The organism is Paenibacillus sp. FSL H8-0048, assembly GCF_038002825.1.
In the GTDB taxonomy this organism is placed as follows: Bacteria; Bacillota; Bacilli; order Paenibacillales; family Paenibacillaceae; genus Paenibacillus_AQ.
The window spans coordinates 185,348-202,120 of sequence record NZ_JBBODF010000001.1; the positions used below are offsets into that span (position 1 = coordinate 185,348).

Annotated in this window: 19 protein-coding genes; all 19 read left to right on the top strand. The window is 51.9% G+C overall.

Annotated features, from left to right (window positions below; genetic code table 11):
- The 19 genes from NSU18_RS00905 to rseP all read left to right on the top strand — a co-directional run bounded on the left by NSU18_RS00905 (nt 1) and on the right by rseP (nt 16,741).
- Complete coding sequence (locus NSU18_RS00905; RefSeq protein ID WP_341022664.1) at nt 1-1,389, top strand: protein-glutamate methylesterase/protein-glutamine glutaminase; 1,389 nt, start codon at nt 1-3, stop codon at nt 1,387-1,389.
- Nucleotides 1,390-1,423: 34 nt separating this feature from the next.
- Entirely contained in the window at nt 1,424-3,514 is a 2,091-nt protein-coding gene (locus NSU18_RS00910; protein WP_341022663.1) for a chemotaxis protein CheA, read from the top strand.
- Nucleotides 3,515-3,541: 27 nt separating this feature from the next.
- Nucleotides 3,542-4,003, top strand: a complete 462-nt coding sequence (locus tag NSU18_RS00915) for a chemotaxis protein CheW (RefSeq protein ID WP_036692546.1) — start codon at nt 3,542-3,544, stop codon at nt 4,001-4,003.
- A 3-nt stretch (nt 4,004-4,006) separates the two neighbouring features.
- Nucleotides 4,007-4,633, top strand: a complete 627-nt coding sequence (locus tag NSU18_RS00920; protein ID WP_341022661.1) for a chemotaxis protein CheC — start codon at nt 4,007-4,009, stop codon at nt 4,631-4,633.
- The gene (locus NSU18_RS00925; RefSeq protein ID WP_036724701.1) at nt 4,626-5,123 is read left to right on the top strand and encodes a chemotaxis protein CheD; all 498 of its coding nucleotides are present in this window, start codon (nt 4,626-4,628) and stop codon (nt 5,121-5,123) included. The genes NSU18_RS00920 and NSU18_RS00925 overlap by 8 nt, the downstream gene beginning before the upstream one ends.
- 2 nt (nt 5,124-5,125) lie before the next feature.
- Nucleotides 5,126-5,536 carry a hypothetical protein gene (locus NSU18_RS00930; RefSeq protein WP_341022659.1) on the top strand — a complete coding sequence of 137 codons (411 nt, stop codon included), beginning with the start codon at nt 5,126-5,128 and terminating at the stop codon, nt 5,534-5,536.
- Between the two features lie 78 nt (nt 5,537-5,614).
- Nucleotides 5,615-6,403 (top strand): FliA/WhiG family RNA polymerase sigma factor, encoded by a 789-nt coding sequence (locus tag NSU18_RS00935; RefSeq protein WP_341147954.1) that lies wholly within the window; start codon nt 5,615-5,617, stop codon nt 6,401-6,403.
- A gap of 30 nt (nt 6,404-6,433) precedes the next feature.
- Nucleotides 6,434-7,837 (top strand): DUF342 domain-containing protein, encoded by a 1,404-nt coding sequence (locus tag NSU18_RS00940; protein WP_341022656.1) that lies wholly within the window; start codon nt 6,434-6,436, stop codon nt 7,835-7,837.
- 69 nt (nt 7,838-7,906) lie between these two features.
- Entirely contained in the window at nt 7,907-8,215 is a 309-nt protein-coding gene (locus NSU18_RS00945) for a hypothetical protein (RefSeq protein ID WP_341022655.1), read from the top strand.
- A gap of 68 nt (nt 8,216-8,283) precedes the next feature.
- On the top strand, nt 8,284-8,859 hold the full coding sequence (locus NSU18_RS00950) for a hypothetical protein (protein ID WP_341147955.1): 576 nt from the start codon (nt 8,284-8,286) through the stop codon (nt 8,857-8,859).
- Nucleotides 8,856-9,455, top strand: coding sequence for a hypothetical protein (locus tag NSU18_RS00955; protein ID WP_341147956.1), 600 nt, complete (start codon nt 8,856-8,858; stop codon nt 9,453-9,455). Before NSU18_RS00950 ends, NSU18_RS00955 begins: the two co-directional genes overlap by 4 nt.
- A gap of 161 nt (nt 9,456-9,616) precedes the next feature.
- The gene (gene rpsB / locus NSU18_RS00960; RefSeq protein WP_036692565.1) at nt 9,617-10,318 is read left to right on the top strand and encodes a 30S ribosomal protein S2; all 702 of its coding nucleotides are present in this window, start codon (nt 9,617-9,619) and stop codon (nt 10,316-10,318) included.
- Between the two features lie 130 nt (nt 10,319-10,448).
- Entirely contained in the window at nt 10,449-11,099 is a 651-nt protein-coding gene (gene tsf, locus NSU18_RS00965; RefSeq protein WP_036724710.1) for a translation elongation factor Ts, read from the top strand.
- Nucleotides 11,100-11,201: 102 nt separating this feature from the next.
- Entirely contained in the window at nt 11,202-11,930 is a 729-nt protein-coding gene (pyrH, locus tag NSU18_RS00970; protein ID WP_341022651.1) for a UMP kinase, read from the top strand.
- Nucleotides 11,931-12,485 (top strand): ribosome recycling factor, encoded by a 555-nt coding sequence (frr, locus tag NSU18_RS00975; protein ID WP_341022649.1) that lies wholly within the window; start codon nt 11,931-11,933, stop codon nt 12,483-12,485.
- Nucleotides 12,486-12,563: 78 nt separating this feature from the next.
- The gene (locus NSU18_RS00980; RefSeq protein WP_341022647.1) at nt 12,564-13,331 is read left to right on the top strand and encodes an isoprenyl transferase; all 768 of its coding nucleotides are present in this window, start codon (nt 12,564-12,566) and stop codon (nt 13,329-13,331) included.
- A 20-nt stretch (nt 13,332-13,351) separates the two neighbouring features.
- On the top strand, nt 13,352-14,155 hold the full coding sequence (locus NSU18_RS00985) for a phosphatidate cytidylyltransferase (RefSeq protein ID WP_341022645.1): 804 nt from the start codon (nt 13,352-13,354) through the stop codon (nt 14,153-14,155).
- 23 nt (nt 14,156-14,178) lie between these two features.
- Entirely contained in the window at nt 14,179-15,318 is a 1,140-nt protein-coding gene (locus NSU18_RS00990; RefSeq protein WP_341022644.1) for a 1-deoxy-D-xylulose-5-phosphate reductoisomerase, read from the top strand.
- 148 nt (nt 15,319-15,466) lie between these two features.
- Complete coding sequence (gene rseP, locus NSU18_RS00995; protein WP_341022642.1) at nt 15,467-16,741, top strand: RIP metalloprotease RseP; 1,275 nt, start codon at nt 15,467-15,469, stop codon at nt 16,739-16,741.
- Nucleotides 16,742-16,773: the final 32 nt, after the last annotated feature.

Here is a 16,773-nt window from a genome sequence, read left to right on the forward strand (position 1 = left end):
ATGAGGCCATATAAAGTTCTGGTTGTTGATGATTCTGCATTCATGCGCAAGATCATTTCCGATTTAATAGAGAATGATGCCGACTTTCAAGTCACAGCGACAGCTGCCAACGGACGCGAGGCGATTGAGAAGGTTAACGAGCTTCGTCCGGATCTCGTAACCATGGATGTGGAGATGCCTGAGATGAATGGCCTGGAGGCGCTCAAAAGTATCATGGCCCAGCATCCGCTCCCGGTAATTATGCTGTCCGGCATCAATGAAGAGGGGATGAAGGAGACGATTCTGGCCTTGGAGTGGGGGGCTTTCGATTTCATCCGAAAGCCGTCCATTTCAAACTCCCAGGATATCATCGCTGTCGGAGAATCCCTCCGGGAGCAGATGAAGGAGGCGATGATGGCGCGCGAGCGGCGCGAAGCCCGCGCCTCCTCCGTCAAGTTGCCTGAGCCTCCTCCTCCCGCTGCTGAATCGTCTGCTCCACGGGCTGTTGTGGAGCCGGTGAGACGGAAGCTGGAGCCGTCCAAGAAGGAAGCGGATAAAGCGCCGCTTCAGGGCACGGAGAAGCCGAGGGTCAGGGCACCGCTTGAACCGCCGGCTGACAAACGCAAGCCGGAAGCCCGCACTGAGCCGCCCACTGCGAAGCGGGTGGTCAAGCCTGCGCCGGCAGCGCCCAAACCGGCTCCCGACAGGCTCAAAGGCCGTCCCCAGGAGGCGCAGGGTGCCGGATGGGCTGGACAACGGGCGGCTGCTGAAATGGCTGCCGGCTCATTCGCGGAACCTCCTGCAGCAGGAGGCCAGGCAAGCGGAAGCAGGGGCGTGCGCAAGCTGGTAGCTGTAGGCTGCTCAACCGGAGGTCCGAGAGCGCTGAAGGCGTTCCTGGAGAACATCCCCGGCGACTTCCCGGCACCGATTGTCATTGTCCAGCATATGCCGCCTAACTTCACCAAATCGCTGGCCCAGCGCCTGAATACCTTTAGCGCACTGGAAGTCGCTGAAGCGGAACAGGGTATGGTTCTCCGGCAGGGTGCGGCGTATATTGCCCCCGGCGGCTATCACCTCACAGTGGTACCTGCGCCTGGCGGCCAATACATGATAGAGCTTACTAAGGAAGAGGTCCGCAATGGACATCGTCCTTCTGTAGATACACTGTTTGAATCGGTATTGCAGCTTACCTCGCTGGAACGTCATGCCGTCATTATGACGGGGATGGGCAGCGACGGAGCCCGGATGATGAAAGCACTCTATGATTCGGGGGTGACATCTACCTTTGCAGAGAGTGAAGAAACCTGTGTGGTTTACGGAATGCCGAGGTCTGCAGTAGAGTTAAAGTGTGTAAGACACATCCTGCCTTTGCAAGAAATTGCTCCAAGGCTGGTACAAGCCGTTAAATAATGGAATAGCGAACTCGAAGGGGAGGTACCCGCTCATGGACATGAACCAATACTTATCCATGTTTATTGATGAGTCAAATGATCATCTGCAGTCTTTGAACGAGAGCATGATGGGGCTGGAAGCGAATCCGGAGGATCTGAGTATTGTTCAGGTGATTTTCCGCTCCGCCCATACCTTGAAAGGTATGGCGGCTACAATGGGTTTTGAAGATTTGGCTTCGCTTACGCACCAAATGGAGAATGTGCTCGATCTGGTGCGCAATAACAAACTGCGGATGCAAGACTTCATTTTTGATACCCTGTTCAAAAGTATTGACGCTCTGGAATCCATGGTGGAGGATATTACCGGCGGTGGAGCGGGCAAGGCCGATGTAACAGCCATTGTCTCATCACTGCAGGCCATCGTACGCGGAGAGGTTCCCTCTGCCGGCAATGCCTCTGCTGAAGTCACTGCTGCTGCATCCGGCAATGCCAGCGCGGCCCAGGTGTTCCTGGATGAATTCCAGTACTCTGTGCTGGAGCAATCCCTTCAGGAAGGCCATCAGGTGCTCTATGTAGATGTGGCGATCCGGAAGGACTGTCAGCTCAAAGCCGTACGTGCCTACATGGTCTTCGACCTTCTGGAGCGTTCAGGAGAAGTCGTGAAATCCTTCCCTTCGGTTCAGGACATAGAGCAGGAGAAATTCGATTACGGATTCTCCCTCTACTACATAACCCAAAAGGATGCAAGTGAAATTCAGAAGATGATTCTGAATCTGTCGGAGATTGAAGCGGTCACCGCTGTGGCGCTTGATCAGGAGTCACTTCGCCAGATGGGACAAGACACTGCAGCAGCTACAGCCGAAGCGCCTGCCCCTGCTCCGGTGCAGGAGGCTGCTCCGGCAGCTGCGGGTAATGCTTCCCCTGCGGCTTCTCTGCATCCCAAGGAAGAGAACGGCAAAGCTGCCCCGGCCCGGGCTGGAGGAGCACCGTCGCCTTCCCGGACCATCCGTGTTGATATTGAGCGGCTGGATGTGCTGATGAATCTGTTTAGCGAGCTGCTGATTGACCGTGTCCGGCTGGAGCAGCTGGCCTCAGAGGTGCAGAACGGCGATCTTACCGAAACGGTCGAGCATATGGGCCGGGTGAGCGGAGATTTGCAAAATATAGTCATGAAGCTCCGCATGGTTCCGGTGGATACCGTATTTAACCGGTTCCCGCGGATGATCCGTGATCTGGCGAAATCGCTGGACAAGAAGGTGGATTTAATCATCACCGGAGCCGATACGGAGCTTGACCGTACGGTGATTGATGAGATTGGCGATCCGCTGGTGCATCTGCTGCGCAATGCAGTAGACCACGGGATTGAATCCATCGCGGACCGGGTTGCTGCCGGGAAGCCGGAGACAGGCACTGTGCAGCTGCGGGCCTTCCATAGCGGCAATCATGTCTTCATTGAGATTGAAGAGGATGGCAAAGGTATCTATCCGAAGAATGTACTGGCCTCTGCCGTCAAAAAGGGTGCGATTACCCAGGAGCAGGCTAATACAATGTCTGATGATGAAGCATACCAGCTGCTCTTCGCGCCGGGCTTCAGTACAGCTGAGGTAATCTCCGACGTATCAGGCCGTGGCGTAGGTCTGGATGTGGTCAAAGCCAAAATCTCTTCGCTGGGCGGTAACGTCACCATCTATTCAACACCTGGCAAAGGTACGAATTTCTCTGTTCAGCTTCCGCTGACCCTGTCAATCATTGCAGCGATGCTGGTCCGGCTTGGTTCTGAGAAATATGCCATTCCGCTCTCTTCCATCGTAGAGACAGGAATTGTGAAGCAAGCCCAGATCCGCACCATTCACGGCAACCGGATGCTGGAGTTCCGGGGCAGCCATATTCCGCTGGTCTCCCTGAGCAAGATCTTCTCCGTTCCGGACTATGATGAAAGCACGGAAGAGGAGACAGAGATCGTGGTTGTCCGCAAAGGAGAACGGCTGGTTGCCCTGGCTGTGCAGGACTTCATTGGCCAGAACGAAATCGTAATCAAGAACCTCGGCAAGTATCTGCCTGAGGTGCAGGGAATTTCCGGAGCCACGATTCTTGGAGACGGACAGGTAGCGCTTATTATCGATCCGAATGCTTTTATCAAATAATCAGGTTAGAACAGGGAGGCTCATTCCATGGCTGAAGATATCAAAGTAATTGTATTCAAGCTTGGCACTGAAGAATACGGCATTGAAGTAGAGAAGGTCCAGACGATTGAACGTATGATGCCGATTACCCGCGTACCGAAGACCTATTCCTTCATCAAAGGTGTGATCAATCTGCGCGGCGTCGTGATTCCGGTTATTGATCTGCGCGGACGCTTCGGCATTGAGGAAGCGGAACACACGGACCAGACCCGGATCATTATCGTCAATGTGAATGAGATGGAAGTGGGCTTCATTGTCGATTCAGCCAACGATGTCATCGACTTGAACCGTGACATTATCGATGTACCGCCGGATGTTGTTGGCGGCATCAAGGCGAAGTATCTGGACGGGGTCGCCAAAATCGGGGATGACCGTCTGCTGATTATGCTCAACCTGTCTGAAGTGCTGAACAAGAGTGAAATCGTGCAGCTGGAAAGCCTGGAGGGCTAGCCTATGGAGCTATTCAAGAATTTCAAAGACTTCAAAATGGATGTGCTTAAGGAAGTAGGGAATATCGGGGCCGGCAACGCAGCCACCGCCTTATCCCAACTGCTCAATAAGCCGATTGACATGGCCGTCCCTAAGGTACAGCTGCTCAGCTTCGAGGAAATCACCGATAAGGTGGGCGGAGCGGAGGAGCTGGTATACGCGGTATTCCTGCGTGTGGAAGGTGAAGCCCCGGGGAACCTGTTCTTCATTCTTACCCCGGAAGCGGCAAGCAACCTGCTTAGCCGGATTGCCGGCATTGAAGTCTCCGGCGGCGATGAGCTGAGTGAAATGGAATTATCCGCACTAAGCGAGATCGGCAATATTCTGGCCGGCTCTTATCTCTCTTCCCTGGCGGACTTCACCTCCTTGAGCATGTATCCGACAGTGCCGGCGCTTGCGATGGATATGGCCGGAGCCATTCTTGGCTACGGGCTGCTGCAGTTCGGTCAGATGGGTGATGATGCGCTGCTGATCGATACGACTTTTTTAGAAGGCCAAAATGAAATTGAAGGACAATTCTTCCTCATTCCCGATCCGGAATCGTTCCCCAAAATATTCAAGGCTTTAGGAGTACCGTTCGACAATGATTGAAGAGCAGAGCATCATTAAAGTAGGGATGGCGGATTTGAACGTAGGCAGCCAGGACAGCCTTATCCGTACGACCGGTCTTGGCTCCTGCGTAGGTCTAACTCTGTTTGATCCTGGTAAAAAGCTGGCGGGGATGGCTCATGTCATGCTGCCTTCGTCAGAGATTGCCCGGGAGGGACAGCTGAATATCGCCAAGTTCGCAGATACTGCTGTACCTGAGCTTTTGGCCCGCCTGCTGGGGCTGGGAGCGGTTAGAAGCCGGATTGTGGCCAAGATGGCCGGAGGCTCGCAGATGTTTGCTTTTGCCGGAGGGAGTGACACCATGAGGATCGGGCCTCGGAATGTGGAATCCTGCAAGCTTGCTCTTGAGAGCCTTCATATTCCGCTTATCGCGGAGGATACGGGCGGCAATTATGGGCGCACGATAGAAATCTCCTGCAATACCGGAGTGATTTTTATCCGCAGCGTTCAAAAAGGCCCGAAGGAAATTTAGCCATGAGCAGGAAACTATTGCTGAATATTGTGGCCGGACTGATCGGATTTGTACTAACCTTCCTTGCTAACAACGGGCAGAACCTGCTGGGTACCAGCCTGATCCGGGGCATGTACGGATTTATTATCTGGTTTGTGCTTGCTTTTTGCCTGAGATGGGTATTGGGTTTTATTATCGGAAAAGAATCCTCAGACCCGGAAGCCGGTTTGTTCGATAACGGAGAGTCTCTTGGCGTGAAGCTTGATATTAGTACACCTGAAGAGGATCAGGAGCTCAAGGACCTGCTTACCCCAAAACGGGAGGCGGCCAGTGAAGAGCCAGGGGGATTCACGCCTTTGCAGCCTCCGAAGCTAGTCTCTATGAAAGATCCTGAAGAATTGGCCAAGGCCGTTCGTCACCTGAAAGAAGAATAAGCGAGTGTTGCGGCGAAAGTCCGTCATCTTGCGCCGCATGTTTGCCCGCTGACTAAACTTTGGGAAGGGTGAAAGCCGTTGAACGAGCGTAAAGCAGCTCAGTCGGATACAGATATGCTTTGGGAGCAGTGGAAAGAGCACGGCGATCCTGAAGCTAAAAAAAAGCTGATTGAGAGTTATCTCCACATTGTTGATTATGTGTCCAGCCGTCTGGCAGTAGGACTGCCTAAAAACGTCTCCAAGGACGATTTGGCCAGCAACGGCGTTATGGGACTCATTGATGCCATCGAAAAATTCGACTACAAGCGGGGGCTTCAATTCCAGACTTATGCATCGTGGCGGGTACGGGGAGCAATCCTTGATTCTCTGCGGCAAAGTGACTGGGTTCCCAGATCCGTACGCGAAAAAGCGAAAAAAATCGAGGATGCCTACCAGCAGCTGGAGCAGAAGTATTTGAGATCAGTAACTGATGATGAAATGAGCCAATATCTGAATATTTCGGAAACGGAGTTTCAGACGATGCTGCAGGATGTCGCAGTCATGTCGCTCTGTTCATTGGAAGATCCTATACGCGAAGAGGAATCAGAGACAAGAATGTCCATATTGGTAGATGACAAGGCCAAGAATCCGGACCGTAAAGTGAATGAGTTCTATCTGCGGGATACGCTAACCAAAGGCATCGAGAAACTAACAGTGAAAGAACGGACCGTCGTGTCCCTTTTATATTATGAAGATTTATCTTTAAGCGAGATTGCGGAAGTGATGTCACTGTCTCCTTCGCGAATCTCCCAGCTTCATTCCAAAGCTATTTTGCGGCTAAGAGGCACACTTGAGAAGAACCGGGACCTTCTAATGCAAAATGATTAACCGGGTGACGGTGACAAGGGGGAGCAGAAATTGATCGGTCAATATGTATTGAGCCAATACCTGAGCATTACTTTTTCGGAGGATAAGGGGATCGCTTACCTTCAGTTCACCAAGAAGGATGAGAATTTCACCTGTTCGGTCGAGGACCTTGAGAGCTTCCTGTTCAGTCACAATATTCGTTTCGGTATACAGCATGATATTGTTCAGCGGATTAGCAGTAACCCGGAAGAATATTTCTGGAACCGGGTGCCTATCGCGATTGGACAGCCTGCTGTCAACGGTAAGGACGGCCGGGTTGTGCTGACCGTTGACATGGAGGAGGACCGCAAGCCTCTCGAGAAAGAGGACGGCAAGGTGGATTACAAGGAGTTGGTCCGGCTGCATAACGTAAGGAAGGGCCAGCTTATTGCCAAGGTTATTCCGGCAGAGAACGGCGTGAGCGGCAAAATGGTAACAGGTGAAGAGCTTCCGTTCCGGGCAGGGAAGGAGGCTCATTTCAAGGTAGGCAAGAATGTGGTGGTGGATCAGGAAGAGACCTCCATGTATTCGGCGATTGACGGATTGGTTACGCTGACAGACAAGGGCAAAATCAATGTTTTTCCGGTGTATGAAATCAATGGGGATGTGGATTACAGCACAGGCAATATTGATTTCGTGGGTACGGTGGTCATCCGCGGCAATGTGCTTACCGGCTTCACCGTCAAATCCGCAGGAGATATCCGGGTGGTCGGCGGGGTAGAGGGAGCCGAACTGATATCGGGCGGGTCCATCGAGATTACGGGCGGTATCATCGGTTATAATAAAGGCCTCGTAAGCGCCGGTAAAAATGTTAAGGTCTCGTTCATCCAGGACGGCAATGTTGTGGCCGGGGAGGATATTATCGTTTCCCAAAGCATTATGCATTCCAGCATCCGGGCAGGTCATGATGTGCTGTGCAACGGGGCCAAAGGCTTAATCGTCGGGGGGATCGTACAGGCAGGGGAGCGTGTGATCGCCCGTACCATCGGCAATACCATGTCTACAGCTACAGCGGTTGAAGTGGGCGTTGTTCCAGAGCTGAGAAATGAGATCAACGAACTGCGCCAGGAGCTCCGGCAGCTTCTAGAGAATGAGGACAAGACCAATAAGGCGCTGTATCTGCTTAATCAGCTGGCGAACAATGGGCAGCTGTCGCCGGATAAGGTGGCGCTTCGCGTCAAGCTTAATGCAACCAAGCAATCCCATATGCGTGATGAAAAGAGAATTAAAGAGCGTGTACTGGAGATCGAGCGTATGCTGGAGGACACCGGCAGAGCTAAGGTGGATGTCGTCAAAACGATCTATGGAGGCTCTAAGATCGTAATCGGAAGGTACACCAGGTTTGTCAAAGACCCGACGGAGCGGGTATCCTTCATTTATAGTGAAGGGGATATATCCATAATACCGTATGTATAATCAGGCAGGCAGCCGAGGCGGCCTGCTATTCCTTGATTCTGAAACCAATGACTGGAGAAGAGGGATCTTATGAGTCTGAAACCGGTGGAATTGCAAATTGCGTTGCCCCGTACCCATGATGCGGCCAAAGTTCAGAACAACCTTCAGCAGCGACCTGCACTCGACCAGCAGCAATTGGCAGGCCAGAATGTCAAGCATAGCCAGGAAATCTCGCTGCGCAGCACTGAGGTTGACGAGTCTGCCGAATCGGCCCTGCGGGACGGCGGCAAAGGGAACGGTTCTGGCAGTCAGCCTCAACCCCGCAAGCCGGATAAGCAGGAGAACACCCATGATGCCGAACATCCCTATAAGGGGCACCGTATAGATTTCAGTCTCTGATTGGGACAGAATAACCTCAAATGCAGTTAAGGCATCTTATGAATTAAACGCAGAAGGAGATTACACACTTGGAACCATGGGTATATATTGTGCTGGTAGGTGCAGTTGCTATTGTTTATGCCCTGCGGCTGCCGGCCAGGACGGGCAAGGAAGACTCAGAGAAGAAGAGCCTGAAGGAGACGGAGGCAGCTCTGGAGCTCTACATGGCGGATATCGAGCATGAGAACTCCGAGCTGCTGAAGCTGGTGGGCAGCATTAAGACACAGTCACAGAGCAATAAGGCAGCCCTCCAGGAAGAAATCGCTGTACTGCGGGAGCAGGTGGGCGAGCTGCAGAAGAGCCTGCTGCTGATGGATGCGCGGCTGACTGCGGAAGAGAAGGGTCTGCTTCAGCTGGCCGCCACCTTCTCGCGGGAGGCTTCGCCCGGCCACGCGGAGAAGCCTCAGGGCACAGAGCAGGCAACTGAGGCAGTACCTCCTGTTAAGCCAAGACCCGTGAGCTCCATTAAGCTGCGGTATCCCCGGCTGTTCGAGCTGCATGAGCAGGGGAAATCGATCGACTCTATCGCTAAGACCGCCGGTCTTCAGCGGGGCGAGGTGCAGCTGATCCTGCAGCTTGCCCAGCAGGAGGAATCCGTATCATGAAGAACCGGTTCTTTATGCTGGGACTAGGGATCGGGCTTATAGCCGGAGCGCTGCTGCTGCAGCTGATGATAGCCGGGCGGACGGCGCCGCTGACCAAAGAAGAACTGATCCGGCAAGCGGCTGGCCTGAACCTGACCGTTGTAGATCCGGCAGAAGCTGCTGCAACAGCAACGCCATCGCCGGAGGAGGGTGCCCGGGCCAAGGCTTCCGGTGAGCCAGCAGCAACACCGGCCTCTACGCCTGGTGTTCCGCCCAAGCCGGCCGCAGCGCCAAGCGCCGCAGCGACTCCGGGCAAGCCTTCAGCTCCTGCACAGCCGCAGAGCACCGCAGCACCTGTTACCAAAGCTCCGGCTACGCCTGAAGCACCTGTGGCTGCGGTAGACGGAGTAATCTCTTTGAAGATTCCTACTGGAATTACCCTCTCTCAGACGGCAGATTTACTTGCGGAAGCCGGGGTAATTGAGGACAAGAATAAGTTTCTCCAGACGGCAAACGGCCGTAAGGTGAACACTATCATTCAATACGGCAGCTACAGCTTCACCAAGGGAGAGAGCATCAACTCCATCATTGACAAGCTGATTACCGTAAAAAAGTAATCGTTGCATAGGTTGTTTTATTATGATATATTAATTGACGGTGTTAAAACACACGCCGGTTGATTTCGGTAAGGGGTGCTTTCTTCTGAAGAAAGTCTTGCTGAAAGATGACGCGCGGCGGAGGAGACACACAATAAACCAAAACTAGGAGGTGTGTGAAGATGGCAGTAATCTCCATGAAGCAGCTTCTCGAAGCTGGGGTTCACTTCGGTCATCAGACTCGTCGTTGGAATCCAAAGATGGATCGTTATATCTTCACTGAAAGAAACGGAATTTACATTATTGACTTGCAAAAAACAGTCAAGAAGGTAGAGGAAGCTTACAACTTTGTAAAGAGCGTCGCTGGAGACAACGGCACAATCCTATTCGTAGGAACAAAGAAGCAGGCTCAGGATTCCGTTAAAGAAGAAGCTGAACGTTCGGGTATGTTCTTCATTAACCAGCGTTGGCTCGGGGGTACCCTGACTAACTTCCAGACCATTCAGAAGCGTATTGACCGCCTGAAGAAACTGGAAGCATGGGAAGAAGACGGTACCTTTGCAGTATTGCCTAAGAAAGAAGTTATCCTTCTCCGCAAAGAGAAAGATCGTCTTGAGAAATTCTTGGGCGGTATCAAGAACATGAAAGGTCTTCCAAGCGCGCTGTTCATCATTGACCCGCGTAAAGAGCGCATTGCAGTAGCAGAAGCTCGCAAATTGGGTATTCCTATCGTAGCTATCGTTGATACTAACTGCGATCCGGATGAAATTGACTACGTAATTCCAGGCAATGACGACGCTATCCGCGCCGTGAAGCTCCTGACTGGTAAAATGGCTGATGCTGTTGTTGAAGCTCATCAGGGCGAAGACACAACTACAGCTTAAGTAGCAACCGGAACATAAAATAAGAACTTAAATGAAAAAGGGTGGTTGGCAGGTGGATAACCTCTCACTGCCCTTTTTTTAAAATGCAAGCAAGTGCATGACAACGAATATGACCCTGGAGGGAATAACAATGGCAGTAGATGCAAAAGCAGTGAAGGAACTTCGCGAAAGAACAGGGGCAGGAATGCTCGATTGTAAAAAAGCTCTGGAAGAAGCAAACAACGATATCACCAAAGCAGCTGAGTTGCTTCGTGAAAAAGGTTTGTCCGCAGCAGCAAACAAAGCAGGACGTATTGCTACTGAAGGTACTGTAGAATCCTATATCCACGCTGGCGGCCGTATTGGCGTTCTGGTGGAAATTAACTGCGAAACTGACTTCGTAGGCAAAACGGATTCCTTCAGAGAATTCGCACGCGATATCGCTATGCAGATCGCAGCAGCGAACCCGCTGTATGTTCGCCGTGAAGAAGTACCTTCTGCAGACGTTGAGAAGGAAAAAGAAATTCTTAAGGCACAAGCGCTGAACGAAGGCAAGCCTGAGAAGATCGTTGAAAAAATGGTGGAAGGCCGCATCAGCAAGTTCTATGAAGAATATTGCCTGATGGAGCAATCCTTCGTTAAAGACCCGGATAAGACAATCTCCCAGCTGCTGAATGAAAAAATCAGCACAATCGGCGAGAACATCACCATCCGCCGCTTCGTTCGTTTCGAACTGGGTGAAGGTCTTGAGAAGAAAGTCGACAATTTTGTAGAAGAAGTTATGGCACAAGTAAAACAATAATAACTGCAGGTCATTGAATAAGAACTGAATACAGGCAAGCATCAAAAGAGCGGAACACATACAAGTAGTGTTCCGTCTTTTGCAGAAAGTGAGGGTATACAATTGGAACAACCGGTATTTAAGAGAGTGGTCCTTAAGGTAAGCGGTGAATCGCTCGCCGGACAGAATGGCTATGGCATCGATGCCGATACGATCATCTCTATTGCAGAGCAGGTCAAGGAAGTCGTGGAGCTTGGAGTTCAGGTTGCGATTGTATGCGGCGGTGGCAACATCTGGCGCGGAATCGCCGGAAGTGCAAGCGGTATTGACCGGGCAACGGCCGATTATATGGGGATGCTGGCCACTGTGATGAACTCGCTGGCATTACAGGACGCTCTGGAGCAGATTGATGTCCCTACCCGGGTTCAGACCTCTATCGCCATGCAGCAGATCGCTGAGCCCTATATCCGCCGCCGGGCGATCCGGCATCTGGAGAAGGGCCGCGTAGTTATTTTTGCCGCAGGGACAGGGAATCCGTTCTTCTCGACTGATACTACGGCAGCGCTTAGAGCAGCCGAAATTGAAGCCGAGGTTATCCTCATGGCCAAGAATAAGGTAGACGGCGTCTACTCAGCAGATCCGTTCAAGGACAGCACGGCTGTCAAATACGAGCAGCTGACTTACATGGATATTCTGAACAAAAACCTGGGGGTTATGGATTCTACCGCTTCCTCACTCTGCATGGATAATAATCTACCGCTCATTGTGTTTGCTATTACAGAGCAAGGCAATATTAAACGCGTCGTTCTCGGTGAAAAAATCGGGACGATCGTTAAAGGGAGTGTAAATTAAATGCCACAATCGGTTAAGAAGAATGCCGAAGAGCGTATGGAAAAAGCGATTCTCTCGCTGAAACGCGACTTGGCAACACTGCGGGCAGGACGCGCTTCGACGTCGCTGCTGGATCGCATCCAGGTTGAATATTACGGTGCTCCAACTCCGATCAATCAGCTGGCTAACATCAGCACACCGGATTCCCGGACCCTGCTGATCCAGCCGTGGGACAAAACCTCAATGTCAGACATCGAAAAGGCGATTATGAAATCCGACATCGGGATTACACCTGCTAATGACGGTACAATCATCCGCCTGTCGATTCCTCCGCTTACTGAAGAACGCCGCACTGAGCTGGTGAAGTTCACCAAGAAGTTCGGTGAAGAAGCTAAGGTAGCGATCCGCAACATCCGCCGCGATGCCAACGATGACATCAAGAAGATGGAGAAGAACGGCATTTCTGAAGATGAGTCCCATGGACATCAGGAAGATATCCAGAAAACAACGGATAAGTTCATAGCTGAAGTCGACAAAGTGCTCTTGTCCAAAGAAAAAGAGATTATGGAAGTATAACGAAATTCATGAGACTTCAGGCCCCTCCGTTAATGGTGGGGTTTGTCTCTTTCTGATAAGAGCTTGGAGGAAACGGAAATGATCAAACGGATTCAAGAATGGCTGAGCCGTAAAGACAGGCAGGAGCCAGTCGAGATTTCACCGGATAATATTCCCCGGCACATAGCGATAATTATGGATGGCAACGGTCGCTGGGCGAAACGGCGCGGTATGCCCCGGGTTGTAGGCCATCAGAACGGGATGAAGGCAGTCAAACGTGCTACGATTGCAGCGAACGACCTCGGAGTAGAATTTTTGACTCTGTACGCTTTCTCTACGGAGAACTGGAGCCGGCCGAAGGATGAAGTGGATTTCCTGATGCGTCTCCCCGTTGAATTCCTGGCGATTGAACTGGACGAATTAATTGAAAAGAATGTGCAGGTTCGCGTTATGGGTGATACCGACTCGCTGCCTTCCCATACGCGCAAGGCGATGGAAGAAGCTGTGGCCCGTACCCAGAGCAATACCGGACTTATTCTGAATTTTGCACTTAACTATGGCGGCCGTAAAGAAATTGAGGATTGTATGCGCGGCATGGGCAGGGATATTCAGGCAGGAGTCCTGTCTCCTGAAGAGATTACTTCAGAGCTGATTGACAGCAGGCTGTTATCCGGGGGGTTACCTGATCCTGACCTGCTGATCCGCACCAGCGGTGAAATGCGGCTAAGTAACTTTATGCTGTGGCAGGTCGCGTATAGTGAATTTTGGTTTACGGATGCTTACTGGCCGGAGTTCGACAAGTCGCATCTGATGCAGGCTGTGGCTGAATATCAGCGCCGCACACGCCGTTACGGTGGATTGAAGTAGCCTGATGGGAGAGGGATTCTTTGAAGCAGCGATTGATTACCGGAATTGTTGCCGGGGCCTTGTTTTTAGGGTTATGCTATTGGGGCGGCTGGCCGTATCAGCTGATGCTGACTGCCATGGCCCTCATCGGCTATTATGAATTTGTGAAAATGACAGGTACAGCAACCTTCGGACTGACGGCTGTATTTGGTTATGCCTCTGTTGTAGGCTTTATGATTCCATGGGACCTCCTGGAAATGAAAAAACTATTCTCCTGGGAACAGGGGATATGGCTGGTATTGCTGCTGTTCCTGCTGGTCACTGTGTTCAGCAAGAATAAGCTGGATATCAAAATTACCGCAATGATGTTCACAGGCATTGTTTACATAGGGATGGGGTTCTCGTATATGGGAATCGCCCGCGGTGCGGGTGATGGCCATGGCCTCTTCTGGACGATCCTGCTGCTGTGCTGTATATGGGGCAGTGATGCCGGAGCCTATTTTGTCGGCAGAAGCTTCGGAAAGAACAAGCTGTGGCCTGCAATCAGTCCTAACAAGACTATTGAGGGTGCTCTTGGTGGAGTGGTAATTTCTGCTGTCATATCAATTGTGTTTGCCATAGTAGTTCCTGATCTGCTGACCATCCTACGCGCGCTGCTAATTGGAATTGCCTGCGCGGTGCTGGGTCAACTCGGAGATCTTGTACAATCTGCCTATAAACGGGTGTACGGTATTAAGGATTCAGGCTCACTTTTGCCGGGTCACGGAGGCATCCTGGACCGCTGCGACAGCTGGATCATCGTATTTCCTTTCGTACATATCGTAATGCTGATGCCTTACTATTAACGACAGGGAGAAGGAAAGCAACTGTGAAAAGAATTAGTATTCTCGGCTCCACGGGTTCCATCGGTACCCAGACGCTGGATGTGGTAGCTATGCATCCGGAAGCTTTTGAAGTCGATGGACTGGCGGCGGGAAGTAATATTTCGCTGCTGCTGGAACAGGTCCGCCGCTTCAGGCCGCGCCGTGTATCGGTCTCCACGAAGGAGCTTGCAGAGGAGATCAGATCCAGTCTGCCTGCCGGTGTGGAGCTGTATAGCGGAAGTGAAGGTCTGGTGGAGATTGCTGCCGGAGGCGATGCACAGACGGTCGTAACTGCGCTTGTAGGCAGTGTGGGGCTTCAGTCCACACTTGCGGCGATTGAAGCCGGCAGACATATTGGACTGGCTAATAAGGAGACACTGGTGACCGCCGGACATCTGGTTACAGAGCTTGCTGGACGCAAAGGCGTGAAGCTGCTGCCAGTTGACAGCGAGCATTCAGCAATTTTTCAATGCTTAAATGGCGAGAACCGTAATGATGTAGCTTCAATTACCATTACAGCCTCTGGTGGCTCGTTCCGTGATTATAAGCGTGAACAGCTTACGAATGTTACCGTAGCGGACGCACTGCGTCACCCCAACTGGAGCATGGGGGCCAAGATTACTATTGACTCGGCAACCATGGTTAACAAAGGCCTGGAAGTTATTGAGGCCCACCATTTGTTCGCCCTTCCCTATGAGCAGATTGATGTGGTGCTGCATCCGGAGAGCATCATTCACTCGTATGTGGAGTTCTGCGACAGCAGCATTATTGCTCAGCTTGGGACTCCTGATATGCGGGTTCCCATTCAATATGCACTCACCTATCCTGACCGCTGGCCGTCTCCTGCGAAGCGCTTGTCCCTGGCTCAGGTGGCCAGCCTGACCTTCCGGGAGATGGATTATGAGCGCTATCCGGCACTGAAGATGGCCATTGACTGCGGTATTGCGGGCGGCACATTTACAACAGCCTTTAATGCAGCCAATGAGGTCGCCGTAGCCCGCTTCCTGCGCGGTGAGATTCCCTTCCTGCGGATTGATGAGATTATTGATGAAGTGCTTCAGCGCCATCAGAATGAGGCGAACCCTGGTCTGGAACAGATTCACAGTAGCGATATAGCTTCCCGGGAGCTTGCGGCTTTCCTGTAAAGGGATAAGAGGCACTTTATAAACGGTGAATATGGCTGTACCCTGAAAAATAGGTGTGGACTGTTGATTCTCTTGTGCCCTGCCTTGGAATAATGATAAATTAAGAGGACATACTTCGGTCTTACACCTTAAGGGGGAATGTTGCGCTATGGAGATGGTAAGAGTTGTTTTTTTAACGGTGTTTATGTTCTTTGTTCTGGTGACTGTCCATGAATGGGGGCATTATTATTTTGCCAAACGCGCCGGAATTCTTGTACGGGAATTTGCGATCGGTTTCGGTCCGAAACTGTTCTCTTATAAACGCGGTGAAACCCAGTTCACGCTTCGCTTGCTGCCCTTCGGGGGATATGCCCGTATGGCCGGCGAAGACCCGGAGATGGTTGAGATCGGCCCCGGGCAGACCATTGCCGTCCGGCTGGGCCAGGATAATAAGGTGAAGAATATTTACCTTGATTCCCTGGATACGCGCAGAAATGTTATACGCGGCGAAGCGCAGTTCACGGATCTGGAGAATGAACTGAAGATCCGCCTTGATGTAGATGGTGAAGTGACCACCTATGATGTGAATCCGCAGGCGATGATGATCAAGGGCACCCAGCAGACACAAATTGCGCCGAGGGACCGCCAGTTCGGCAGCAAAACCGTCGGCCAGCGGGCGATAGCCATCCTGGCCGGTCCGGTGATGAACTTCATTCTGGCGTTTGTGCTGTTTGCCCTTCATCTGCAGATGGCTGGAATTCCGGTGGAGAATCCCACCTATGTGAAGATCGGTGATGTCAGCTTAGGCATGCCTGCGCAGGAAGCTGGTCTTCAGAAGGGCGATATCGTCGTCACTGTGGACGGGCAGGCCATCGGCGGAGATTACCAGAAGATGATCAAGCTGACCTCGGCCTCCAAAGGCAAAGAAATGAACTGGACGCTGAAACGCGGTGAAGAGACCTTCAGTGTGACCATGGTTCCCCGGGGAATGGAAGGGGAGCAAGGCGGCAAGGTTGGAATTACGCCGGAGCTGCCTACCCGCAAGGCCGGAGTGGGCGAGACGATTACCAAGTCAAGCAAGGCTATGGTGGACACCACGGAGTTAATCTTTGTCGGCTTCAAGCAGCTGATCAACAAATTTAATATGGATGATATTTCCGGGCCGGTAGGCACGTTCCAGTTGACCGGACAGATTGCCCAGCAGGGAATTCAATATCTGACTTATTGGGCAGCAATTCTCAGCCTGTACTTAGGGATCTTTAATCTGCTGCCGATTCCTGCATTGGATGGCAGCCGGCTTGTATTCCTGGGCGTTGAGGCACTGCGCGGCAAGCCGGTAGACCCGAGCAGGGAAGGCATGGTCCACTTTGTAGGCTTTGCCCTGCTGTTCCTGGTGATGATCGCTGTTACGTATAATGATATTTTACGCCTCATAAGCGGCTGACGGATGTCATATCATTTTTATCCCGTGATAAT

What these genes read in the sequence shown, in the direction of transcription:
- rseP (WP_341022642.1), top strand. Translation starts at nt 15,467, where the DNA reads ATGGAGATGGTAAGAGTTGTTTTTTTAACGGTGTTTATGTTCTTTGTT.
- NSU18_RS00915 (WP_036692546.1), top strand. Translation starts at nt 3,542, where the DNA reads ATGGCTGAAGATATCAAAGTAATTGTATTCAAGCTTGGCACTGAAGAA.
- NSU18_RS00910 (WP_341022663.1), top strand. Translation starts at nt 1,424, where the DNA reads ATGGACATGAACCAATACTTATCCATGTTTATTGATGAGTCAAATGAT.
- tsf (WP_036724710.1), top strand. Translation starts at nt 10,449, where the DNA reads ATGGCAGTAGATGCAAAAGCAGTGAAGGAACTTCGCGAAAGAACAGGG.
- NSU18_RS00905 (WP_341022664.1), top strand. Translation starts at nt 1, where the DNA reads ATGAGGCCATATAAAGTTCTGGTTGTTGATGATTCTGCATTCATGCGC.
- NSU18_RS00980 (WP_341022647.1), top strand. Translation starts at nt 12,564, where the DNA reads ATGATCAAACGGATTCAAGAATGGCTGAGCCGTAAAGACAGGCAGGAG.
- NSU18_RS00930 (WP_341022659.1), top strand. Translation starts at nt 5,126, where the DNA reads ATGAGCAGGAAACTATTGCTGAATATTGTGGCCGGACTGATCGGATTT.
- NSU18_RS00945 (WP_341022655.1), top strand. Translation starts at nt 7,907, where the DNA reads ATGAGTCTGAAACCGGTGGAATTGCAAATTGCGTTGCCCCGTACCCAT.
- NSU18_RS00955 (WP_341147956.1), top strand. Translation starts at nt 8,856, where the DNA reads ATGAAGAACCGGTTCTTTATGCTGGGACTAGGGATCGGGCTTATAGCC.
- rpsB (WP_036692565.1), top strand. Translation starts at nt 9,617, where the DNA reads ATGGCAGTAATCTCCATGAAGCAGCTTCTCGAAGCTGGGGTTCACTTC.
- NSU18_RS00925 (WP_036724701.1), top strand. Translation starts at nt 4,626, where the DNA reads ATGATTGAAGAGCAGAGCATCATTAAAGTAGGGATGGCGGATTTGAAC.
- frr (WP_341022649.1), top strand. Translation starts at nt 11,931, where the DNA reads ATGCCACAATCGGTTAAGAAGAATGCCGAAGAGCGTATGGAAAAAGCG.
- NSU18_RS00920 (WP_341022661.1), top strand. Translation starts at nt 4,007, where the DNA reads ATGGAGCTATTCAAGAATTTCAAAGACTTCAAAATGGATGTGCTTAAG.